This is a genomic window from Nonomuraea sp. NPDC050680, from assembly GCF_040654555.1.
GTDB lineage: Bacteria > Actinomycetota > Actinomycetes > Streptosporangiales > Streptosporangiaceae > Nonomuraea.
The window spans coordinates 37,514-52,082 of record NZ_JBFAIF010000029.1; the positions used below are offsets into that span (position 1 = coordinate 37,514).

12 protein-coding genes are annotated in these 14,569 nt (G+C 68.9%); 10 read left to right on the top strand and 2 right to left on the bottom strand.

Annotated features, from left to right (window positions below; all coding sequences use genetic code 11):
- Positions 1 to 97: 97 nt before the first annotated feature.
- Positions 98 to 1,588 (bottom strand): tRNA (N6-isopentenyl adenosine(37)-C2)-methylthiotransferase MiaB, encoded by a 1,491-nt coding sequence (gene miaB / locus AB0H88_RS47335; RefSeq protein ID WP_357656110.1) that lies wholly within the window; start codon positions 1,586 to 1,588, stop codon positions 98 to 100.
- Between the two features lie 134 nt (positions 1,589 to 1,722).
- On the opposite strand from miaB, the gene AB0H88_RS47340 reads away from it, so the two are divergent.
- From AB0H88_RS47340 to AB0H88_RS47385, 10 genes are all read left to right on the top strand, one after another.
- The gene (locus tag AB0H88_RS47340) at positions 1,723 to 2,478 is read left to right on the top strand and encodes an amino acid ABC transporter ATP-binding protein (protein WP_225290675.1); all 756 of its coding nucleotides are present in this window, start codon (positions 1,723 to 1,725) and stop codon (positions 2,476 to 2,478) included.
- A gap of 35 nt (positions 2,479 to 2,513) precedes the next feature.
- Entirely contained in the window at positions 2,514 to 3,371 is an 858-nt protein-coding gene (locus AB0H88_RS47345) for a glutamate ABC transporter substrate-binding protein (RefSeq protein ID WP_357656111.1), read from the top strand.
- A gap of 62 nt (positions 3,372 to 3,433) precedes the next feature.
- The gene (locus AB0H88_RS47350) at positions 3,434 to 4,105 is read left to right on the top strand and encodes an amino acid ABC transporter permease (protein WP_357656112.1); all 672 of its coding nucleotides are present in this window, start codon (positions 3,434 to 3,436) and stop codon (positions 4,103 to 4,105) included.
- On the top strand, positions 4,102 to 4,998 hold the full coding sequence (locus tag AB0H88_RS47355) for an amino acid ABC transporter permease (RefSeq protein WP_357656113.1): 897 nt from the start codon (positions 4,102 to 4,104) through the stop codon (positions 4,996 to 4,998). The genes AB0H88_RS47350 and AB0H88_RS47355 overlap by 4 nt, the downstream gene beginning before the upstream one ends.
- 142 nt (positions 4,999 to 5,140) lie before the next feature.
- Positions 5,141 to 7,075: a prolyl oligopeptidase family serine peptidase gene (locus tag AB0H88_RS47360; RefSeq protein ID WP_357656114.1), complete on the top strand. Its 1,935-nt coding sequence runs from the start codon at positions 5,141 to 5,143 to the stop codon at positions 7,073 to 7,075.
- Between the two features lie 210 nt (positions 7,076 to 7,285).
- On the top strand, positions 7,286 to 9,112 hold the full coding sequence (locus tag AB0H88_RS47365) for an ABC transporter substrate-binding protein (protein WP_357656116.1): 1,827 nt from the start codon (positions 7,286 to 7,288) through the stop codon (positions 9,110 to 9,112).
- A gap of 48 nt (positions 9,113 to 9,160) precedes the next feature.
- Positions 9,161 to 10,183 carry an ABC transporter ATP-binding protein gene (locus AB0H88_RS47370; protein WP_357656117.1) on the top strand — a complete coding sequence of 341 codons (1,023 nt, stop codon included), beginning with the start codon at positions 9,161 to 9,163 and terminating at the stop codon, positions 10,181 to 10,183.
- Positions 10,183 to 11,331, top strand: a complete 1,149-nt coding sequence (locus tag AB0H88_RS47375) for a dipeptide ABC transporter ATP-binding protein (RefSeq protein WP_357656119.1) — start codon at positions 10,183 to 10,185, stop codon at positions 11,329 to 11,331. The genes AB0H88_RS47370 and AB0H88_RS47375 overlap by 1 nt, the downstream gene beginning before the upstream one ends.
- Positions 11,328 to 12,329, top strand: a complete 1,002-nt coding sequence (locus AB0H88_RS47380; RefSeq protein ID WP_357656121.1) for an ABC transporter permease — start codon at positions 11,328 to 11,330, stop codon at positions 12,327 to 12,329. Before AB0H88_RS47375 ends, AB0H88_RS47380 begins: the two co-directional genes overlap by 4 nt.
- Entirely contained in the window at positions 12,329 to 13,291 is a 963-nt protein-coding gene (locus tag AB0H88_RS47385; RefSeq protein ID WP_357656122.1) for an ABC transporter permease, read from the top strand. The genes AB0H88_RS47380 and AB0H88_RS47385 overlap by 1 nt, the downstream gene beginning before the upstream one ends.
- 316 nt (positions 13,292 to 13,607) lie before the next feature.
- On the opposite strand, the gene AB0H88_RS47390 is transcribed toward AB0H88_RS47385, so the two are convergent.
- Positions 13,608 to 14,519 (bottom strand): hypothetical protein, encoded by a 912-nt coding sequence (locus tag AB0H88_RS47390; RefSeq protein WP_357656124.1) that lies wholly within the window; start codon positions 14,517 to 14,519, stop codon positions 13,608 to 13,610.
- Positions 14,520 to 14,569 lie beyond the last annotated feature (50 nt).

Here is a 14,569-nt window from a genome sequence, read left to right on the forward strand (position 1 = left end):
AGGCCCCCAGCCACGACGGACCGTCACAGGGATCGTGACGGTCGCGTGACGGACCGCCCACGGACCCTTGTGGGCAGAGCGTCAGGAAGCCGATGCCCTAGGAAGCCGAGCACGCCCCGGCCGCGGGCACCGACGGCGGGCGGCCGATGGTGGGCATGCCGAGTGAGACGCCCTTGGCCGGAGCCGGGGCACCCTGTCGCGCCTCCCAGGCGTCCCCCGCCCGCGTACGGCGCACCGACCCCACCGGCCTGTCGGCCACCAGGTGGTGCGGAGCCGCGTACGTGACCTCGACCGCGACCATGTCACCCGGCCGCGGCGTATGGTCGCCGACCGCGAAGTGCACCAGGCGGTTGTCGGCGGCGCGGCCGGACAGCCGCCGAGTGGCGTCGTCCTTGCGGCCCTCGCCCTCGGCGACCAGGACCTCCAGCGTCCGTCCCACCTGCTTGCGGTTCTCCGCCCAGGAGATCTCCTCCTGCAGCGCGACCAGACGCTCGTAACGCTCCTGGACGACCGCCTTGGGGATCTGGTCGTCCATGGTCGCGGCGGGTGTGCCGGGCCGGATGGAGTACTGGAAGGTGAAGGCGTTGGCGAAGCGGCTCTGGCGTACGACGTCGAGGGTGGCCTGGAAGTCCTCCTCCGTCTCGCCGGGAAAGCCGACGATGATGTCGGTGGAGATGGCCGCGTCGGGCATGGCCGCGCGGACCCGCTCGATGATGCCGAGGTAGCGTTCGGCCCGGTAGGAGCGGCGCATCTCCTTCAGCAGGCGCGAGGAGCCCGACTGCAGCGGCATGTGGAGCTGGTGCATGACGTTGGGCGTCTCGGCCATGGCGGCGATCACGTCGTCGGTGAAGGCGGCCGGGTGCGGCGAGGTGAAGCGGACCCGCTCCAGCCCGTCGATGGTGCCGCAGGCGCGCAGGAGCTTGCCGAACGCCAGCCGGTCGCCGAACTCGACGCCGTAGGTGTTGACGTTCTGGCCGAGCAGCGTGACCTCAAGAACGCCCTGATCCACCAATGTCTGGACTTCGGCGAGAACGTCGCCGGGACGCCGGTCCTTCTCCTTGCCGCGCAGCGACGGCACGATGCAGAAGGTGCAGGTGTTGTTGCACCCGACCGAGATCGCGACCCAGGCGGCGTAGGCGGACTCCCGCTTGGTGGGCAGCGTCGAGGGGAAGACCTCGAGCGACTCCTTGAGCTCGACCTGCGCCTCGCCCTGGATGCGGGCCCGCTCCAGCAGCACCGGCAGCGCCCCGATGTTGTGGGTGCCGAACACCACGTCGACCCACGGCGCCTTGCGGACGATCTCGCCCTGGTCCTTCTGGGCCAGGCAGCCGCCCACGGCGATCTGCATCCGGGGGTTGCTCACCTTGGCCGGTCGCAGGTGGCCGAGGTTGCCGTAGAGGCGGTTGTCGGCGTTCTCGCGTACGGCGCACGTGTTGAACACCACGACGTCGGCGGTATCGCCCTCGGCCGCGGCCACGTAGCCGGCGTCCTCCAGCAGGCCGGAAAGGCGTTCGGAGTCGTGCACGTTCATCTGGCACCCGTATGTGCGCACTTCATAGGTGCGGGCGCTCTCCTGGGTCACAGTCATCGCACGTCCAAGGGTAGTCCTTGTCCGGCTTGCGACGGTCGTAGGATCTAAAACGCCAGCTTGATGGCATGATGTGATCGGATCGGTACCGCTCGGTTAGTGACCAGCGTCCTATTGGCCCCTAGGTTTTGCACATGACGGAGAACGGGGACGTCACTCCACTTGTAAAGTTGGAGCACGTCAACAAGCACTTCGGGGCACTGCACGTCCTGAAGGACATCAACCTGACCGTTTCCCGTGGCGAGGTCCTGGTCGTGATCGGCCCTTCGGGTGGCGGCAAGTCCACCCTGTGCCGGGCCGTCAACCGGCTGGAGACCATCGACGGCGGGCAGATCATCTTCGACGGTCAGCCACTGCCGGAAGAGGGCAAGGCACTGGCCAAGCTCCGCTCCGAGGTGGGCATGGTCTTCCAGTCGTTCAACCTGTTCGCCCACAAGACGATTCGCGAGAACGTCACGCTGGGGCCGATCAAGGTGCGCAAGAAGGCCCGCGACGCCGCCGAGACGCGCGCCATGGAGCTGCTCGAACGGGTGGGCATCGCCGCGCAGGCGGACAAATACCCCGCGCAGCTCTCCGGTGGGCAGCAGCAGCGCGTCGCCATCGCCAGGGCGCTGGCCATGGACCCGAAGATGATCCTGTTCGACGAGCCGACGTCGGCGCTGGACCCGGAGATGGTCCAGGAGGTGCTCGATGTCATGATCGGGCTGGCTCGCGACGGGATGACGATGATGGTCGTCACGCATGAGATGGGGTTCGCGAGAAGAGCCGCGAACCGGGTGGTGTTCATGGCCGACGGGCAGATCGTCGAAGAGAACACCCCCGACGAGTTCTTCACCAACGCCCAGACAGACCGGGCCAAGGACTTCCTTTCGAAGATCCTCACGCATTGATCCCAGTCCGCAGCAGGAAGATTGAGGTAACCACTATGCAGATGCGTCGAACTGGGGCCGTGTTCGCCGTCACGGCCATGGCGGTCGGTCTTGCCGCGTGTGGCGGTGGAGGCAGCTACACCACCGTCGTGGACAAGCTCAAGGGAGCCAAAGAGATCACCATCGGCACCAAATGGGACCAGCCGAGCCTGGGCCTGAAAAAGGGTGGCGGTGACCCTGAGGGCTTCGACGTGGACGTCGCCAAGTACATCGTGAAGGAGCTGGCCGGCGGCCAGGATGTGAAGATCACCTGGAAGGAGTCTCCCTCGTCCAACCGCGAGGCGCTGCTCGCCAATGGCACCGTGGACATCATCTTCGCCACTTACTCCATCACTGACGCGCGCAAGCCGAAGGTGACCTTCGGCGGCCCGTACGTCGTCGTCCACCAGGACACCATGGTCCGTGCCGACGCCGCGGACATCACCAAGGCGACGGACCTCAAGGACAAGCGGATCTGTCAGGCGCAGGGCTCCAACTCCTACAAGCGGATCACCGACCCGCCGCCGGACGGCAAGCTCAACCTGCCCGCCAAGCTCGTCGGCGCCAGCAACTACTCCGAGTGCGTGCAGAAGCTCAGTGGTGGCAACCTGGACGCGGTCACCACCGACAACCTGATCCTCGCCGGCTTCTCCAGCCAGGACCCGGGCAAGTACAAGCTGCTCAACGACCCGTTCACGGACGAGAAGTACGGCATCGGCCTGAAGAAGGGCGACAAGACGACCTGCGAGGCCGTCAACAAGGCCGTCACCAAGATGTGGCAGGACGGCACGGCCACCCAGCTGCTCACGAAGTGGTTCGGCAAGACCGGCCTGGACCTGCCCAAGGAGGCCCCACCGGCCGAGGGTTGCGCCTGATCCTCACCCCCCGCGGCGGCCGGTGATCCGGCCGCCGCCGCCGTTCTCACTGGTGGAGCACGATGGACGAACTAATTCAGTACGGTCCCGACCTGGCCGTCGGGTTCCTGAACAACGTTAAGCTCTCGCTGATCATCGCGGTGTTCTCGCTGATCGTCGGCACGATCCTGGCCGCCATGCGGGTCTCGCCCACCCCGGTCCTGCGGGCCGCGGGCACGGCGTACGTCAACCTCGTGCGCAACACCCCGCTCACGCTGGTGCTGGCCTTCTGCTATCTCGGGCTCAGCGACACCCTCGGGCTGATCTTCTCCACCGAGGTGCCGCTGACGAACTCGTTCTGGCTGGCCGTGCTGGGCATGTCGGCCTACACCGCGGCGTTCGTCTGCGAGGCGCTGCGGTCCGGCATCAACACCGTGCCCATGGGGCAGGCGGAGGCGGCCCGCGCGATCGGGCTCACCTTCAGCCAGTCGATCACGCTCGTCATCTTCCCGCAGGCGTTCAGGGCGGTCATCGCCCCGCTGGGCAGCGTCCTGATCGCCATGATCAAGAACACGACCGTGGTGGCGGCCGCCGGTTACACCGTCGAAGTCTCCAACGTGATGCGGACGACCTTCGACACCACCGGCGTCTCGATTCCCATCTTCCTCGGCATCGTGGTCGCGTTCCTGATTCTCATCCTGCCGATCGGCTGGTACACCGGCTGGCTGGCCAGGAGATTGGCGGTGGCCCGATGAGCGCGTCCGTACTCTTCGACACGCCTGGCCCGCGCGGCAGGCTGCGCAACCACATCATCACCGGGGTTTCCGCGCTGGTCCTGCTGGCGGCCCTCGGCTGGGTGCTGCTGAAGTTCGACGAGAAGGGCCAGTTCGACGGCAAGATCTGGGAGCCGTTCACCACCCAGGTCGTCTGGGTGGACTTCATCCTGCCCGGACTGCTGGGCACGCTGGCGGCCGCCGCGCTGGGCGCGGTCTTCGCGCTGCTGTTCGGTGCGGTCTTCGGCATCGCCAGGCTCTCCGACCACCGGTGGGTCAGGATTCCCGCCGCCTGGATCGTGGAGCTCTTCCGGGCGATCCCGCTGCTCCTGCTGATCTTCTTCATCTGGTACCTGGCGCCGGACCTGTTCGGCGGCGGGGACTACGCGCTGTTCGCGATCGTGCTCGGGCTGACCCTCTACAACGGGTCGGTGCTGGCCGAGGTGGTCAGGGCGGGCATCAACTCGCTCCCGAAGGGCCAGTCCGAGGCGGCGTACGCGATCGGGCTGCGCAAGGGCGGCGTGATGCGGTTGGTCCTGCTGCCGCAGGGCCTCACGGTGATGATGCCGGCGGTCGTCAGCCAGCTCGTGGTCCTGCTCAAGGACACCGCGCTGGGCTACTTCATCGTCTACGTCGACCTGCTCAACATGGGCTTCAAGACGCTGCCGTCGGTCTATCCCGGCACGAAGCTGGTGTCGGCGATCGTCATCGGCGTCATCTACATCCTCATGGCCATGGCGCTCAGCGCGTTCGCCACCTGGCTGGAGAAGCGCAGCCGCCGCAGCCGCAAGACCACGGCCCCGCCGATCGCGCCGCCGGGCGCGGTGGCGGGCCTGCCGTCGGGCCGGCCGGCTCCTGACGGCGCTGTGGCGTAGGGCTGAGGTCATCAAGCAGGTCACCGCGGTCAACGGGTGACCGGAGTGAGGTGGTCACCGGACAACGGTGATCGAAGCGGGGTGGTCACCGGAGTGAGGTGATCACCCCGCACTCTTGCCGATCTTCCGGCAGGATGCGTCTATGCCCTTCTGGCGCTCCCCCATCTCGACCACCGACGTCGCCCGGTCCAGCCGGCGGCTCGGCTGGCCGATCGCGCTCGACGGCCAGGTGTGGTGGACGGAGGACCGCCCTGACCAGGGCGGGCGCACCACGATCATGCACCGCGCCGCCGACGGCACCTGCCGCGAGCTGCTGCCCGAGCCGTGGAGCGCCCGCACCCGCGTGCACGAATACGGCGGGCGGCCCTACGCGGTGACCCCCGAGGGCGATGTGATCTTCGCCTGTCTCGCCGACCAGCGCCTCTACCTGCTCAAGGACCGCGCCGGCCGTACCGACCGCGCCGATCTCGCCGACCGCGAAGGCCTCAGTGATCTCGCCGACCGCGCCGATCTCGCCGACCGCGAAGGCCTCAACGACCTCGCCGAGCGCGCCGACGAGCCCGTCCCGCTCACCCCCGACGGCGACCGCTACGCCGACCTGCTGGTCCGCGACGATCAGGTCTGGTGCGTACGCGAGCGGCACACCGACGACGGGAAGACGACCAGGGCCGTCGTCTCCATCCCGATCGGCGGCGGTGAGACCCGCGAATGGGTCACCGGCGGCGACTTCTACGCCTCTCCCGCCATCTCCCCCGATGGACGGCATCTCGCTTACATCACCTGGAACCATCCGCTCATGCCGTGGACCGGCACCGAGCTGCGCGTCACCCGCCTGTCCGACGGCACCTCGTGGACCGTGGGCGGCGGTCCGGCCGAGTCCGTGCTCGCGCCCAGCTGGAAGGACGACGGCCACCTCTACCTGATCTCCGACCGCTCCGGCTGGTGGAACCTCTACCAGACCGGCCTCCATGACCTCTCGCCGAAGCCGCTCCATCCCCTGGAGGAGGAGTTCGCCTGGCCGCCGTGGACGCTGGGCGGCCTGCCCTACGTCGTGCTCGGCGACGGACGGCTCGCGGTGCTGCACGGGCGCGGCGACCTGCGGCTCGGCCTCCTCGACCCGCAGACGGGCCGGCTCACCGACCTCGATCCGCCGGGCGACGGGTGGGATCCGGCGCTGGCCGCCGACGGCACCGGTGTGACCGGCATCGCGTACGGCGCCGCGGTCCCGAAGTCGCTCATCCGCGTCGACACCGTCACCGGCCAGGCCGAGACCCTCAGGCGCGATGTCGACGAACTGCCCGACCTCGCCTGCCTGCCCACGCCTCGACCGGTGGAGATGGGGCACCGGGTGCACGGCTTCCTCTATCCGCCGTCCAACCCGGCCGCCGAGGACTCGGAGGAGGCTCCTCCTTACGTGCTCTTCGTGCACGGCGGTCCGACGGCGCACGAGGGCACGGCGCTCGACCTGGAGAAGGCGTACCTCACCTCACGCGGCATCGGCGTGCTCGACGTCAACTACGGCGGGTCCAGCGGCTACGGCCGGGCTTATCGCGATCGGCTGAAGGGGCAGTGGGGCGTCGTCGACGTCGAGGACACGATCATGGCCGCCGAATGGCTGGTGGCTGAGGGACTGGCCGATCCCGGGCGCATCGCGGTGCGCGGCGGCAGCGCGGGCGGCTGGACCGTCATGGCGGCCTGCTGCCGTTCGGACGTGTTCGCGGGGGGCGTGTCCTACTACGGCGTCAGCGCGCTCGCCCCGCTCCATGCCCACACCCATGATTTCGAGTCGCGTTACGTGGAGTGGCTGGTCGGCCCGGAGGACCCGCGGCTGTACGCCGAGCGCGAGCCGCTGGCGCTGGTCGACGGCGTCTCCTGCCCGATGCTGCTGCTCCAGGGGCTCGACGATCCCGTGGTGCCGCCCGAGCAGTCGGCGGCCTTCGCCGACGCGCTGGCCGAGCGCGGCGTCTCGTGCACCTATCTGGCGTTCGAGGGTGAGTCGCACGGTTTCCGGCGCACCGAGACGCGGGCCACCGCCCTGGCTGCGGAGCTGGCGTTCTACCAGCAGATTTTCAGCTGATTCTCGCTTTCGTCGCCATCAATCACGGTTCTTGGACAGAACCGGTATCACTCGGCGGTCGCTACTCGCCAACGGTTGAATAACCGCCCTCGACACCGCCCTCCCCAAGTGGATTGCTCGAAGGAGCAGCACGTAGGGCGCGCCTCGCGGCCACGAAGCGCGCCCCACTGGCCAGCCACATATCCCCATCTCGGCACGAGGGAGGGCCAGATGGCCAGCTTGCGCCATCTCAGCATCGCCGTGGTGGCCGCGGCAAGTCTGCTCGCCGCCGCCTGCGCCACGGACACCGGCACGAACGGCTCGGCACCACCGACAGCGGCCCAGGACACCGGCAAGCCCTTGTCGGGCGGCACGATCAGGCTGGTGGGCGGCGGCGACGTCGACCATCTCGATCCCACCAGCGCCTACTACACGGTCACCAACGGCATCATGCGCGCTTACGCGCGCCAGCTGTTCAACCTGAGCGGCGTGGCCAAGGAGGCCGACACCACCAAGGGCTTCGCCGTCGTCCCCGACGTCGCCGCCGAGCTGCCGACGACCGCGAACGGCGGCCTCAGCTCCGACGGCCTCACGTACACGATCAAGCTGCGCGACGGCGTCCATTGGGACACCCAGCCGCCGCGGACCGTGACCGCGGGCGACTTCGTCCGCGGCTTCAAGCGCCTCTGCAACCCGGTGGCCGGAGCGGGCGCGCCCGGCTACTACACCAGCACGATCAAGGGGATGGCCGCCTACTGCGCGGCCTACGGCAAGGCGTTCGAGCAGGCCAAGCCCACGGCGGCGGCGCTGGCCGCCTTCCAGAACTCGCACGACATCGCCGGCGTGCGGGCCAAGGATGACAAGACGATCGTGTTCACGCTGGTCCAGCCGGCGGGCGACTTCCTCAACATCCTGTCGCTGAACTTCTCCTCGGCCGCGCCCCAGGAGTACGACCAGTACGTCCCGGACGACGCCACCTTCCGCCAGCACGTGATCTCCGACGGCCCGTACAAGATCACCCAGTACGTGGCCACCAAGTCGATCAGGCTGGAGAGGAACCCCGCCTGGACACAGGCGGCCGACCCGATCAGGCACCAGTACGCCAACGCCGTCGACGTCAAGATGGGCGTCACCGAGCCCGACGCGGTGCAGCAGCAGATCGAGGCGGGCAGCGCGGACCTGTCCTGGGACCTGCCGGTGCCGACCGCCCAGATCCCACGGCTGAAGAGCGGCGACCCCGACTTCAAGATCTTCCCGGGCGCCGTGACGAACCCGTATCTGGTGTTCAACCAGCAGAGCAAGAACGAGAACGGCGCCATGGGCAAGCTCAAGGTGCGCCAGGCCATCGAGTACGCGATCAACAAGGTGGCCATCGCCAAGATCTACGGCGGTGCCGACGTGGCGACCCCGCTGCACACGGCCATCCCACCGGGCAACATCGGCTACCAGGAGTACAACCCGTACCCGACGCCCGGTGACCAGGGTGACCCGGCCAAGTGCAAGCAGCTGCTCGCCGAGGCGGGCTACCCGAACGGGATGACCCTCATCGGCGCGTTCCGCAACGCGGGCAACCACCCGGCCAACTTCCAGTCCTACTCGGCCGACCTGCAGAAGTGCGGGATCACCGTCAAGGGCCTGCCCGTACGGCAGGGCGACTACTACGGCGCCTTCCTGCAGAACCCGACCATCGCCAAGGACAGCAAGTGGGACATCTCAGCCCCCGGCTGGGTGCCCGACTGGTACGGCAACAACGGCCGCGCCGTCTCCCAGCCGCTGTTCCAGACCAACTGCACGCCGGGCACGAGCAACTACGGCTGCTACAGCAACCCGAAGGTGGACACCCTCATCAAGCAGGCGCTGGCCGAGCCCGACGCGGCCAAGGCGGCCGGCCTCTGGCACCAGGTCGACCAGACGGTGATGGCCGACGCGGTGATCGTGCCGTTCGGCAACCAGAACACGCCGATCTACAAGAGCAAGCGGGTGCGCAACGCGCTGTATCTGCCCGCGTTCCAGGTCTACGACATCACCAACCTCTGGCTTGACCCCAACTCGCCATGACCGTGCGGCGCCCCGTGGGACTCCCACGGGGCGCCGCTAGGGAGGAACATGAGCCTGCTAGAGGTGACGGACCTGAAGGTGACCTTCCCCACCTCCGACGGCCTGGTCCAGGCGGTGCGGGGACTGTCGTTCACCGTCGACCGCGGCCGGACGCTGGCGATCGTCGGCGAGTCCGGGAGCGGCAAGACCGTGAGCACCCAGGCCATCCTCGGCCTCTCCCCCGGAGCCGACATATCCGGCACCGCCCTGTTCGAAGGGGTGGACCTGCTCGAACTGGACCGCGAGCAGCTACGCCGCATCCGCGGGGCGGAGATCAGCGTCGTCTTCCAGGACCCGCTGACCAGCCTGCACCCGCTCTACAAGGTCGGCCGGCAGATCGAGGAGCTCTTCCACGTCCACCGGCCCGACACCAGCCGCGCCGAGGCCCGCAAGCGCGCGATCGAACTGCTCGGCCTGGTCGGCATCCCCCGGCCGGACCGGCGGGTGGACGACTATCCGCACCAGTTCTCCGGCGGCATGCGGCAGCGCGCGATGATCGCCATGTCGCTGGCGCTGAATCCGAAGCTCATCGTCGCGGACGAGCCGACCACCGCGCTCGACGCGACCGTCCAGGCGCAGATCCTCGAGCTCATCGGCCGGGTCCAGGCCGAGTTCGACATCGCGCTCATCCTCATCACCCATGATCTCGGCGTCGTGGCGGGGATCGCCGACGAGGTGCTGGTCATGTACGCGGGCCTGGTGGCCGAGCGGGCCGACCGGCGTACCCTCTACTACCGCCCGCACCACCCCTACACCAAGGGCCTGCTGGAGTCGATCCCGGGCAGCACCGGGGCCCGGGGCGAACGGCTGCGGCCCATCCCCGGCTCCCCGCCGTCGCTGATCGACCTCCCCTCGGGCTGCGCCTTCCACCCGCGCTGCCCGTACGCCATGCCGGTCTGCGCGGCCGAGCGGCCGCCGCTGTCCAGGGTCACCGGCGGCGACGGGCACGCCTCGGCCTGCTGGCTGCCCCACGAGGCGGTCGGGCTCGGCCCGGAGGCCGACGCGCTGCGACTGCAGGCGAAGGAGGCCTGATGCTTCTCGAAGTCGAGAACGTCGTCAAACACTTCCCCATCACCACCGGCCTGCTGGTCAAGCAGACGATCGGGCAGGTGCGCGCGGTCGACGGGGTGAGCTTCGACCTGTCGCCGGGCGAGACGCTCGGGCTGGTCGGCGAGACCGGCTGCGGCAAGTCCACGCTCGCCCGCTGCGTCGCGGGCCTGCATCCGATCACCTCGGGCCGGGTCCGCTTCGACGGCGACGACATCACGAACCTGCCCAGAGCCAGGATGCGGGCCTACCGGCGCGACATCCAGGTCATCTTCCAGGACCCCTACGGCTCACTGAACCCGCGCCGGCGCGTCGGCTCGATCATCGCCGACCCGCTCGTGGTCCACCGGGTGAGCCGCGGCGCCGAGCTGCGCCGTACCGTGCAGGAGCTGATGGAACGGGTGGGGCTCAACCCCGAGCACTACAACCGGTTCCCCGCGGAGTTCTCCGGTGGGCAGCGGCAGCGGATCGGGGTGGCCAGGGCGCTCGCGCTGCGGCCCCGGTTGATCATCTGCGACGAGCCGGTGTCCGCGCTGGATGTGTCCATCCAGGCGCAGATCCTCAACCTGCTGAAGGATTTGCAGGACGAGTTCGGGCTGACGTACCTGTTCATCGCGCACGACCTGTCGGTGGTGCGGCACATCAGTGACCGGATCGCGGTCATGTACCTGGGCAAGATCGTCGAGCTCGCGGGGGCCGACGAGCTGCACGAACATCCCCGACATCCCTACACGAACGCCCTCCTTTCCGCCACGGCAGTGGCCGACCCGGACGAGGCCGAACGGCGGCGGCGCATCATCCTCACGGGCGACGTCCCCTCGCCGATCGACCCGCCGTCCGGCTGCCGCTTCCATCCACGGTGCCCGAAGACGCGGGACCGCTGCTCTTCGGAGGAGCCCCCGCTGGCGCTCCGGGACCACCTGGTGGCCTGCCACTTCCCCGTCGAGGCAGGCGAGGACCTGACCGCTTCCGGTTCCGGCTCCGCTTCCGGTTCCGGCTCCGCTTCCGGTTCCGGCTCCGCTTCCGCTTCCGCTTCCGGTTCCGGTTCCGGCTCCGGTTCCGGCTCCGGCTCCGGCTCCGGCTCCGGCTCCGGCTCCGGCTCCGGCTCCGGCTCCGGGAGGAGGCTCGCATGACGCTCACCGAGATCAGACCGGACGCGGTCAGCGACCGGACGATCGCCGGCCGCAGCCCGTGGCAGCTCGCCTGGGCCAGGATCAGGACCGACAAGGTCGCGCTGGTCTCCGGCCTGACCGTGGTCCTGCTCTGCCTGCTGGCGCTGGCGGCCCCGCTCATCGCCGCGTGGAACGGCCACGACCCGGACGAGCAGTTCCGCGACACCGGCATCACCGCGCAGGGGCTGCCGATCGCGCCGAACGGCACGTTCTGGTTCGGCACCGACCGGCTCGGCCGCGACCTGTTCATCAGGGTTCTGTACGGGGCGCGGGTCTCGCTGCTGGTCGGCGTGGTCGCCACCGGGCTGGCGGCGCTGGTGGGCGTCATCGTCGGCCTGCTGGCCGGCTACTACGGCGGCGTCATCGACACCGTGCTGTCCCGGCTCATGGACGTGGTGCTGTCGTTCCCGTACCTGATCTTCGCGATCGCGGTCGTCTCGATCGCCGGGCCGTCGCTGACCGCGACGATCGGGGTGATCGCCTTCTACTCGTGGGCGGCCATCGCGCGGGTCGTGCGCGGCCAGACGCTCTCACTGAAGGAGCGCGAGTACGTCGAGGCCGCCCGGTCCATCGGCTGCGGCGATCTCCGGATCATGTTCGTCGACATCCTGCCGAACCTGCTCGCCCCGGTCATCGTCCTGACCACACTGCTCGTGCCGGCGGCCATCGTCTTCGAGTCGACGCTGTCCTTCCTCGGGCTCGGCATCGTGCCGCCCACCCCCTCCTGGGGCAACCTGCTCAGTGAGGCGCAGGGCTTCTACCGGGTCGCCTACTGGTACCTGGGCTTCCCCGCGGCCACCCTGCTGCTCACCACGCTCGCCTTCAACCTGGTCGGCGACGGCATCAGGGACGCCATCGACCCACGCATGGAACGCCTGTTCAGCCGCCGCGGCCGCCGTAACCGCCTTGGCCGCCTTGACCGTGACGGCCGCCGCCCTCGTCGTCGTAAGGGGGCCTGATGCTCCGCAGATTCCTGATCCGTCGGGCGCTGCTCGGCGTGCTCGTCCTGTGGCTCGTCACGCTGGGCACGTTCCTGCTGTTCTTCGTCGCCCCCAGCGACCCCGCCAGGACGCTGGCCGGCCGCCAGGCCACCCCCGAGCAGGTGGAGCTCATCCGCCACAACCTCGGCCTGGACCGCCCGATCCTCGTCCAGTACCTGGACTACCTGAACCGCCTCATCCACGGCGACCTCGGCCAGTCGTACTTCTCCGGCGAATCCATCGGCAAGCTCCTCTCCCAGGACTTCCCGCCCACGGCCTCGCTCGTGATCGGCGGCGCCATCCTCTGGGTCGTCATCGGCGTGGGCGCCGGAGTCCTCAGCGCCACCCGGGCGCGCTCCCTGCTGGACCGCGTCGTGACGTTCCTGGCCCTGGCCGCCGTGTCCATGCCCACCTTCGTGGTCGGCCTGCTGCTGTTGTACTTCCTGTTCTTCCAGCTCTCCATGGCCGGGGCGCCGCTGCTGCCTCCGGACTCGTACGTGCCGCTCACCGACAGCCCCGGCGAATGGGCCCGCCACCTGATCCTGCCCTGGATCACGCTCGCCATGGTCCAGGCCGCCTCCTACGTACGCCTGACGCGCGGGTCGATGCTGGACATCCTCGGCGAGGACTACATCCGCACCGCCCGCGCCAAGGGCGTCCCCGAAGGCCAGGTCATCTACCGGCACGGCTTACGCGCCGCCCTGACGCCGGTGGTGACGCAACTCGGCGTCGACGTGGGCACGCTGATCGGCGGGGTGGTGGTGACGGAGTCGGTCTTCGGGCTCGGCGGCATCGGGCAGGCTGTGGTGCAGGCATTCGTCAGCGGCGACCTCCCGGTCATCATGGGCGTCGTCGTCCTCGCCACCACGGCCGTCGTCGTGGCCAACCTCCTGGTGGACATCACCTACGGCCTCCTGGACCCACGCATCCGCCTGACCTGACCCCGTCGTGGGGCGTGTGGCCGGGGATGTGCGACGGGTGAGGGCGCCCGCAGCGCAATGCAGTCGAAGCGAACCCCCTCCCGTTCCGACCACGCCCCACCTCTCCCTCCCGCCGCCCACTCCCCCGCCCTCCACTCCCCCGCCCCGCCCTCCGAGCGCCGCGTCGGCGAGCCGTGGCACGGCCGAGTCCGGCGCCTGTGATCGGAGCAGAGACCCTCGGCGCTGGCTGTGCCGAGGGTCTCGCGGCTTCGCGCAGGGCGCCCAGCGGAGCGTAGATTGCCGGGCCGGGAAGCCGGGGCCCAAAAGCGTGACCGCGTCAGAAGCCGAATTCCGCAGTGATCTTCTGATCGATGGCCTCCGCCTTGGGGGTGTAGACCCGATAGAAGTCCTTGCCGCACTCCAGATCGTCCAGAGCGGCCTTGACCTCCTTGGCCAGGTACGGCTTGGCCTGGGCGGGCGTGAGCGTGGCTCCGAAGGTCCGCTTGGGCTCGCCCTTCTTGGGGGGCGACGGCACGTCGGGAACGTCCTCGCGCTGCCGGCGACCGATCCGGTCCTCCTGGTCGAGGAACTCCCTCCAGCCACGCTGCCACAGTTCCGACGGCACGGTGCTGGAGACCTTGTATCCCTTGCCCGTCAGGCACGTGGCCATGCTCGATGCCAGCTTGATCAGCTCGGGGTCGCCGTCGATCTCACGCTCATACGCCGGTCCCGTGACGGCCTCGCTCTGTTCGAGCAGGTCTTGGTCGGACGTCACCTTCTTGCCGAGGACCTGCTTGGCCGCGACGACGAAGCAGGCGGTCATGGCCTTCCAGTAGCTCGTGCGCTGAGCTGGGGAGAGCTTCGCCCGGATTTTGTCGTTGGGGTCGTCCCCGGAGAGGTCGGGCATGCTGTCGGGAGCGTCTGGGCCCTTCGGGTAGACGAATAACGAGAAGACCCCGAAGCCGTACTTCGCCCGCTGGGCCTTCAACGCCTCATAGTCGCCGGCTCTGCGCTTGCGCTCCCCCTCGGTGTCGGGATCTTCGGCCGGCACGTAGGCGATGTACTTGAAGCCCTTCTGCTTCATGCAGTCCGCCTTGACGGACTGGAACTGGCGTCTCTTCTCCTGTGTCGTCGCGGCCGGCTTCGAGGCAGGTGAAGCGCTCTTCGCAGTCGGCTCGGCGTCGCCCCCGCAGCCGCTGAGCACGGCCGTCGCAACCAGGAGCAAGGCGGTCTTCCTGATGGTGTTCATGGCTGGTCTCCCCGTATGTCAACGTCACGCGCGCACGCGACCGCCGAGGC

Bases quoted from the DNA above. Each gene is read 5' to 3' on its own strand.
- miaB (WP_357656110.1), bottom strand. From the start codon at position 1,588: ATGACTGTGACCCAGGAGAGCGCCCGCACCTATGAAGTGCGCACATAC.
- AB0H88_RS47340 (WP_225290675.1), top strand. From the start codon at position 1,723: ATGACGGAGAACGGGGACGTCACTCCACTTGTAAAGTTGGAGCACGTC.
- AB0H88_RS47345 (WP_357656111.1), top strand. From the start codon at position 2,514: ATGCAGATGCGTCGAACTGGGGCCGTGTTCGCCGTCACGGCCATGGCG.
- AB0H88_RS47350 (WP_357656112.1), top strand. From the start codon at position 3,434: ATGGACGAACTAATTCAGTACGGTCCCGACCTGGCCGTCGGGTTCCTG.
- AB0H88_RS47355 (WP_357656113.1), top strand. From the start codon at position 4,102: ATGAGCGCGTCCGTACTCTTCGACACGCCTGGCCCGCGCGGCAGGCTG.
- AB0H88_RS47360 (WP_357656114.1), top strand. From the start codon at position 5,141: ATGCCCTTCTGGCGCTCCCCCATCTCGACCACCGACGTCGCCCGGTCC.
- AB0H88_RS47365 (WP_357656116.1), top strand. From the start codon at position 7,286: ATGGCCAGCTTGCGCCATCTCAGCATCGCCGTGGTGGCCGCGGCAAGT.
- AB0H88_RS47370 (WP_357656117.1), top strand. From the start codon at position 9,161: ATGAGCCTGCTAGAGGTGACGGACCTGAAGGTGACCTTCCCCACCTCC.
- AB0H88_RS47375 (WP_357656119.1), top strand. From the start codon at position 10,183: ATGCTTCTCGAAGTCGAGAACGTCGTCAAACACTTCCCCATCACCACC.
- AB0H88_RS47380 (WP_357656121.1), top strand. From the start codon at position 11,328: ATGACGCTCACCGAGATCAGACCGGACGCGGTCAGCGACCGGACGATC.
- AB0H88_RS47385 (WP_357656122.1), top strand. From the start codon at position 12,329: ATGCTCCGCAGATTCCTGATCCGTCGGGCGCTGCTCGGCGTGCTCGTC.
- AB0H88_RS47390 (WP_357656124.1), bottom strand. From the start codon at position 14,519: ATGAACACCATCAGGAAGACCGCCTTGCTCCTGGTTGCGACGGCCGTG.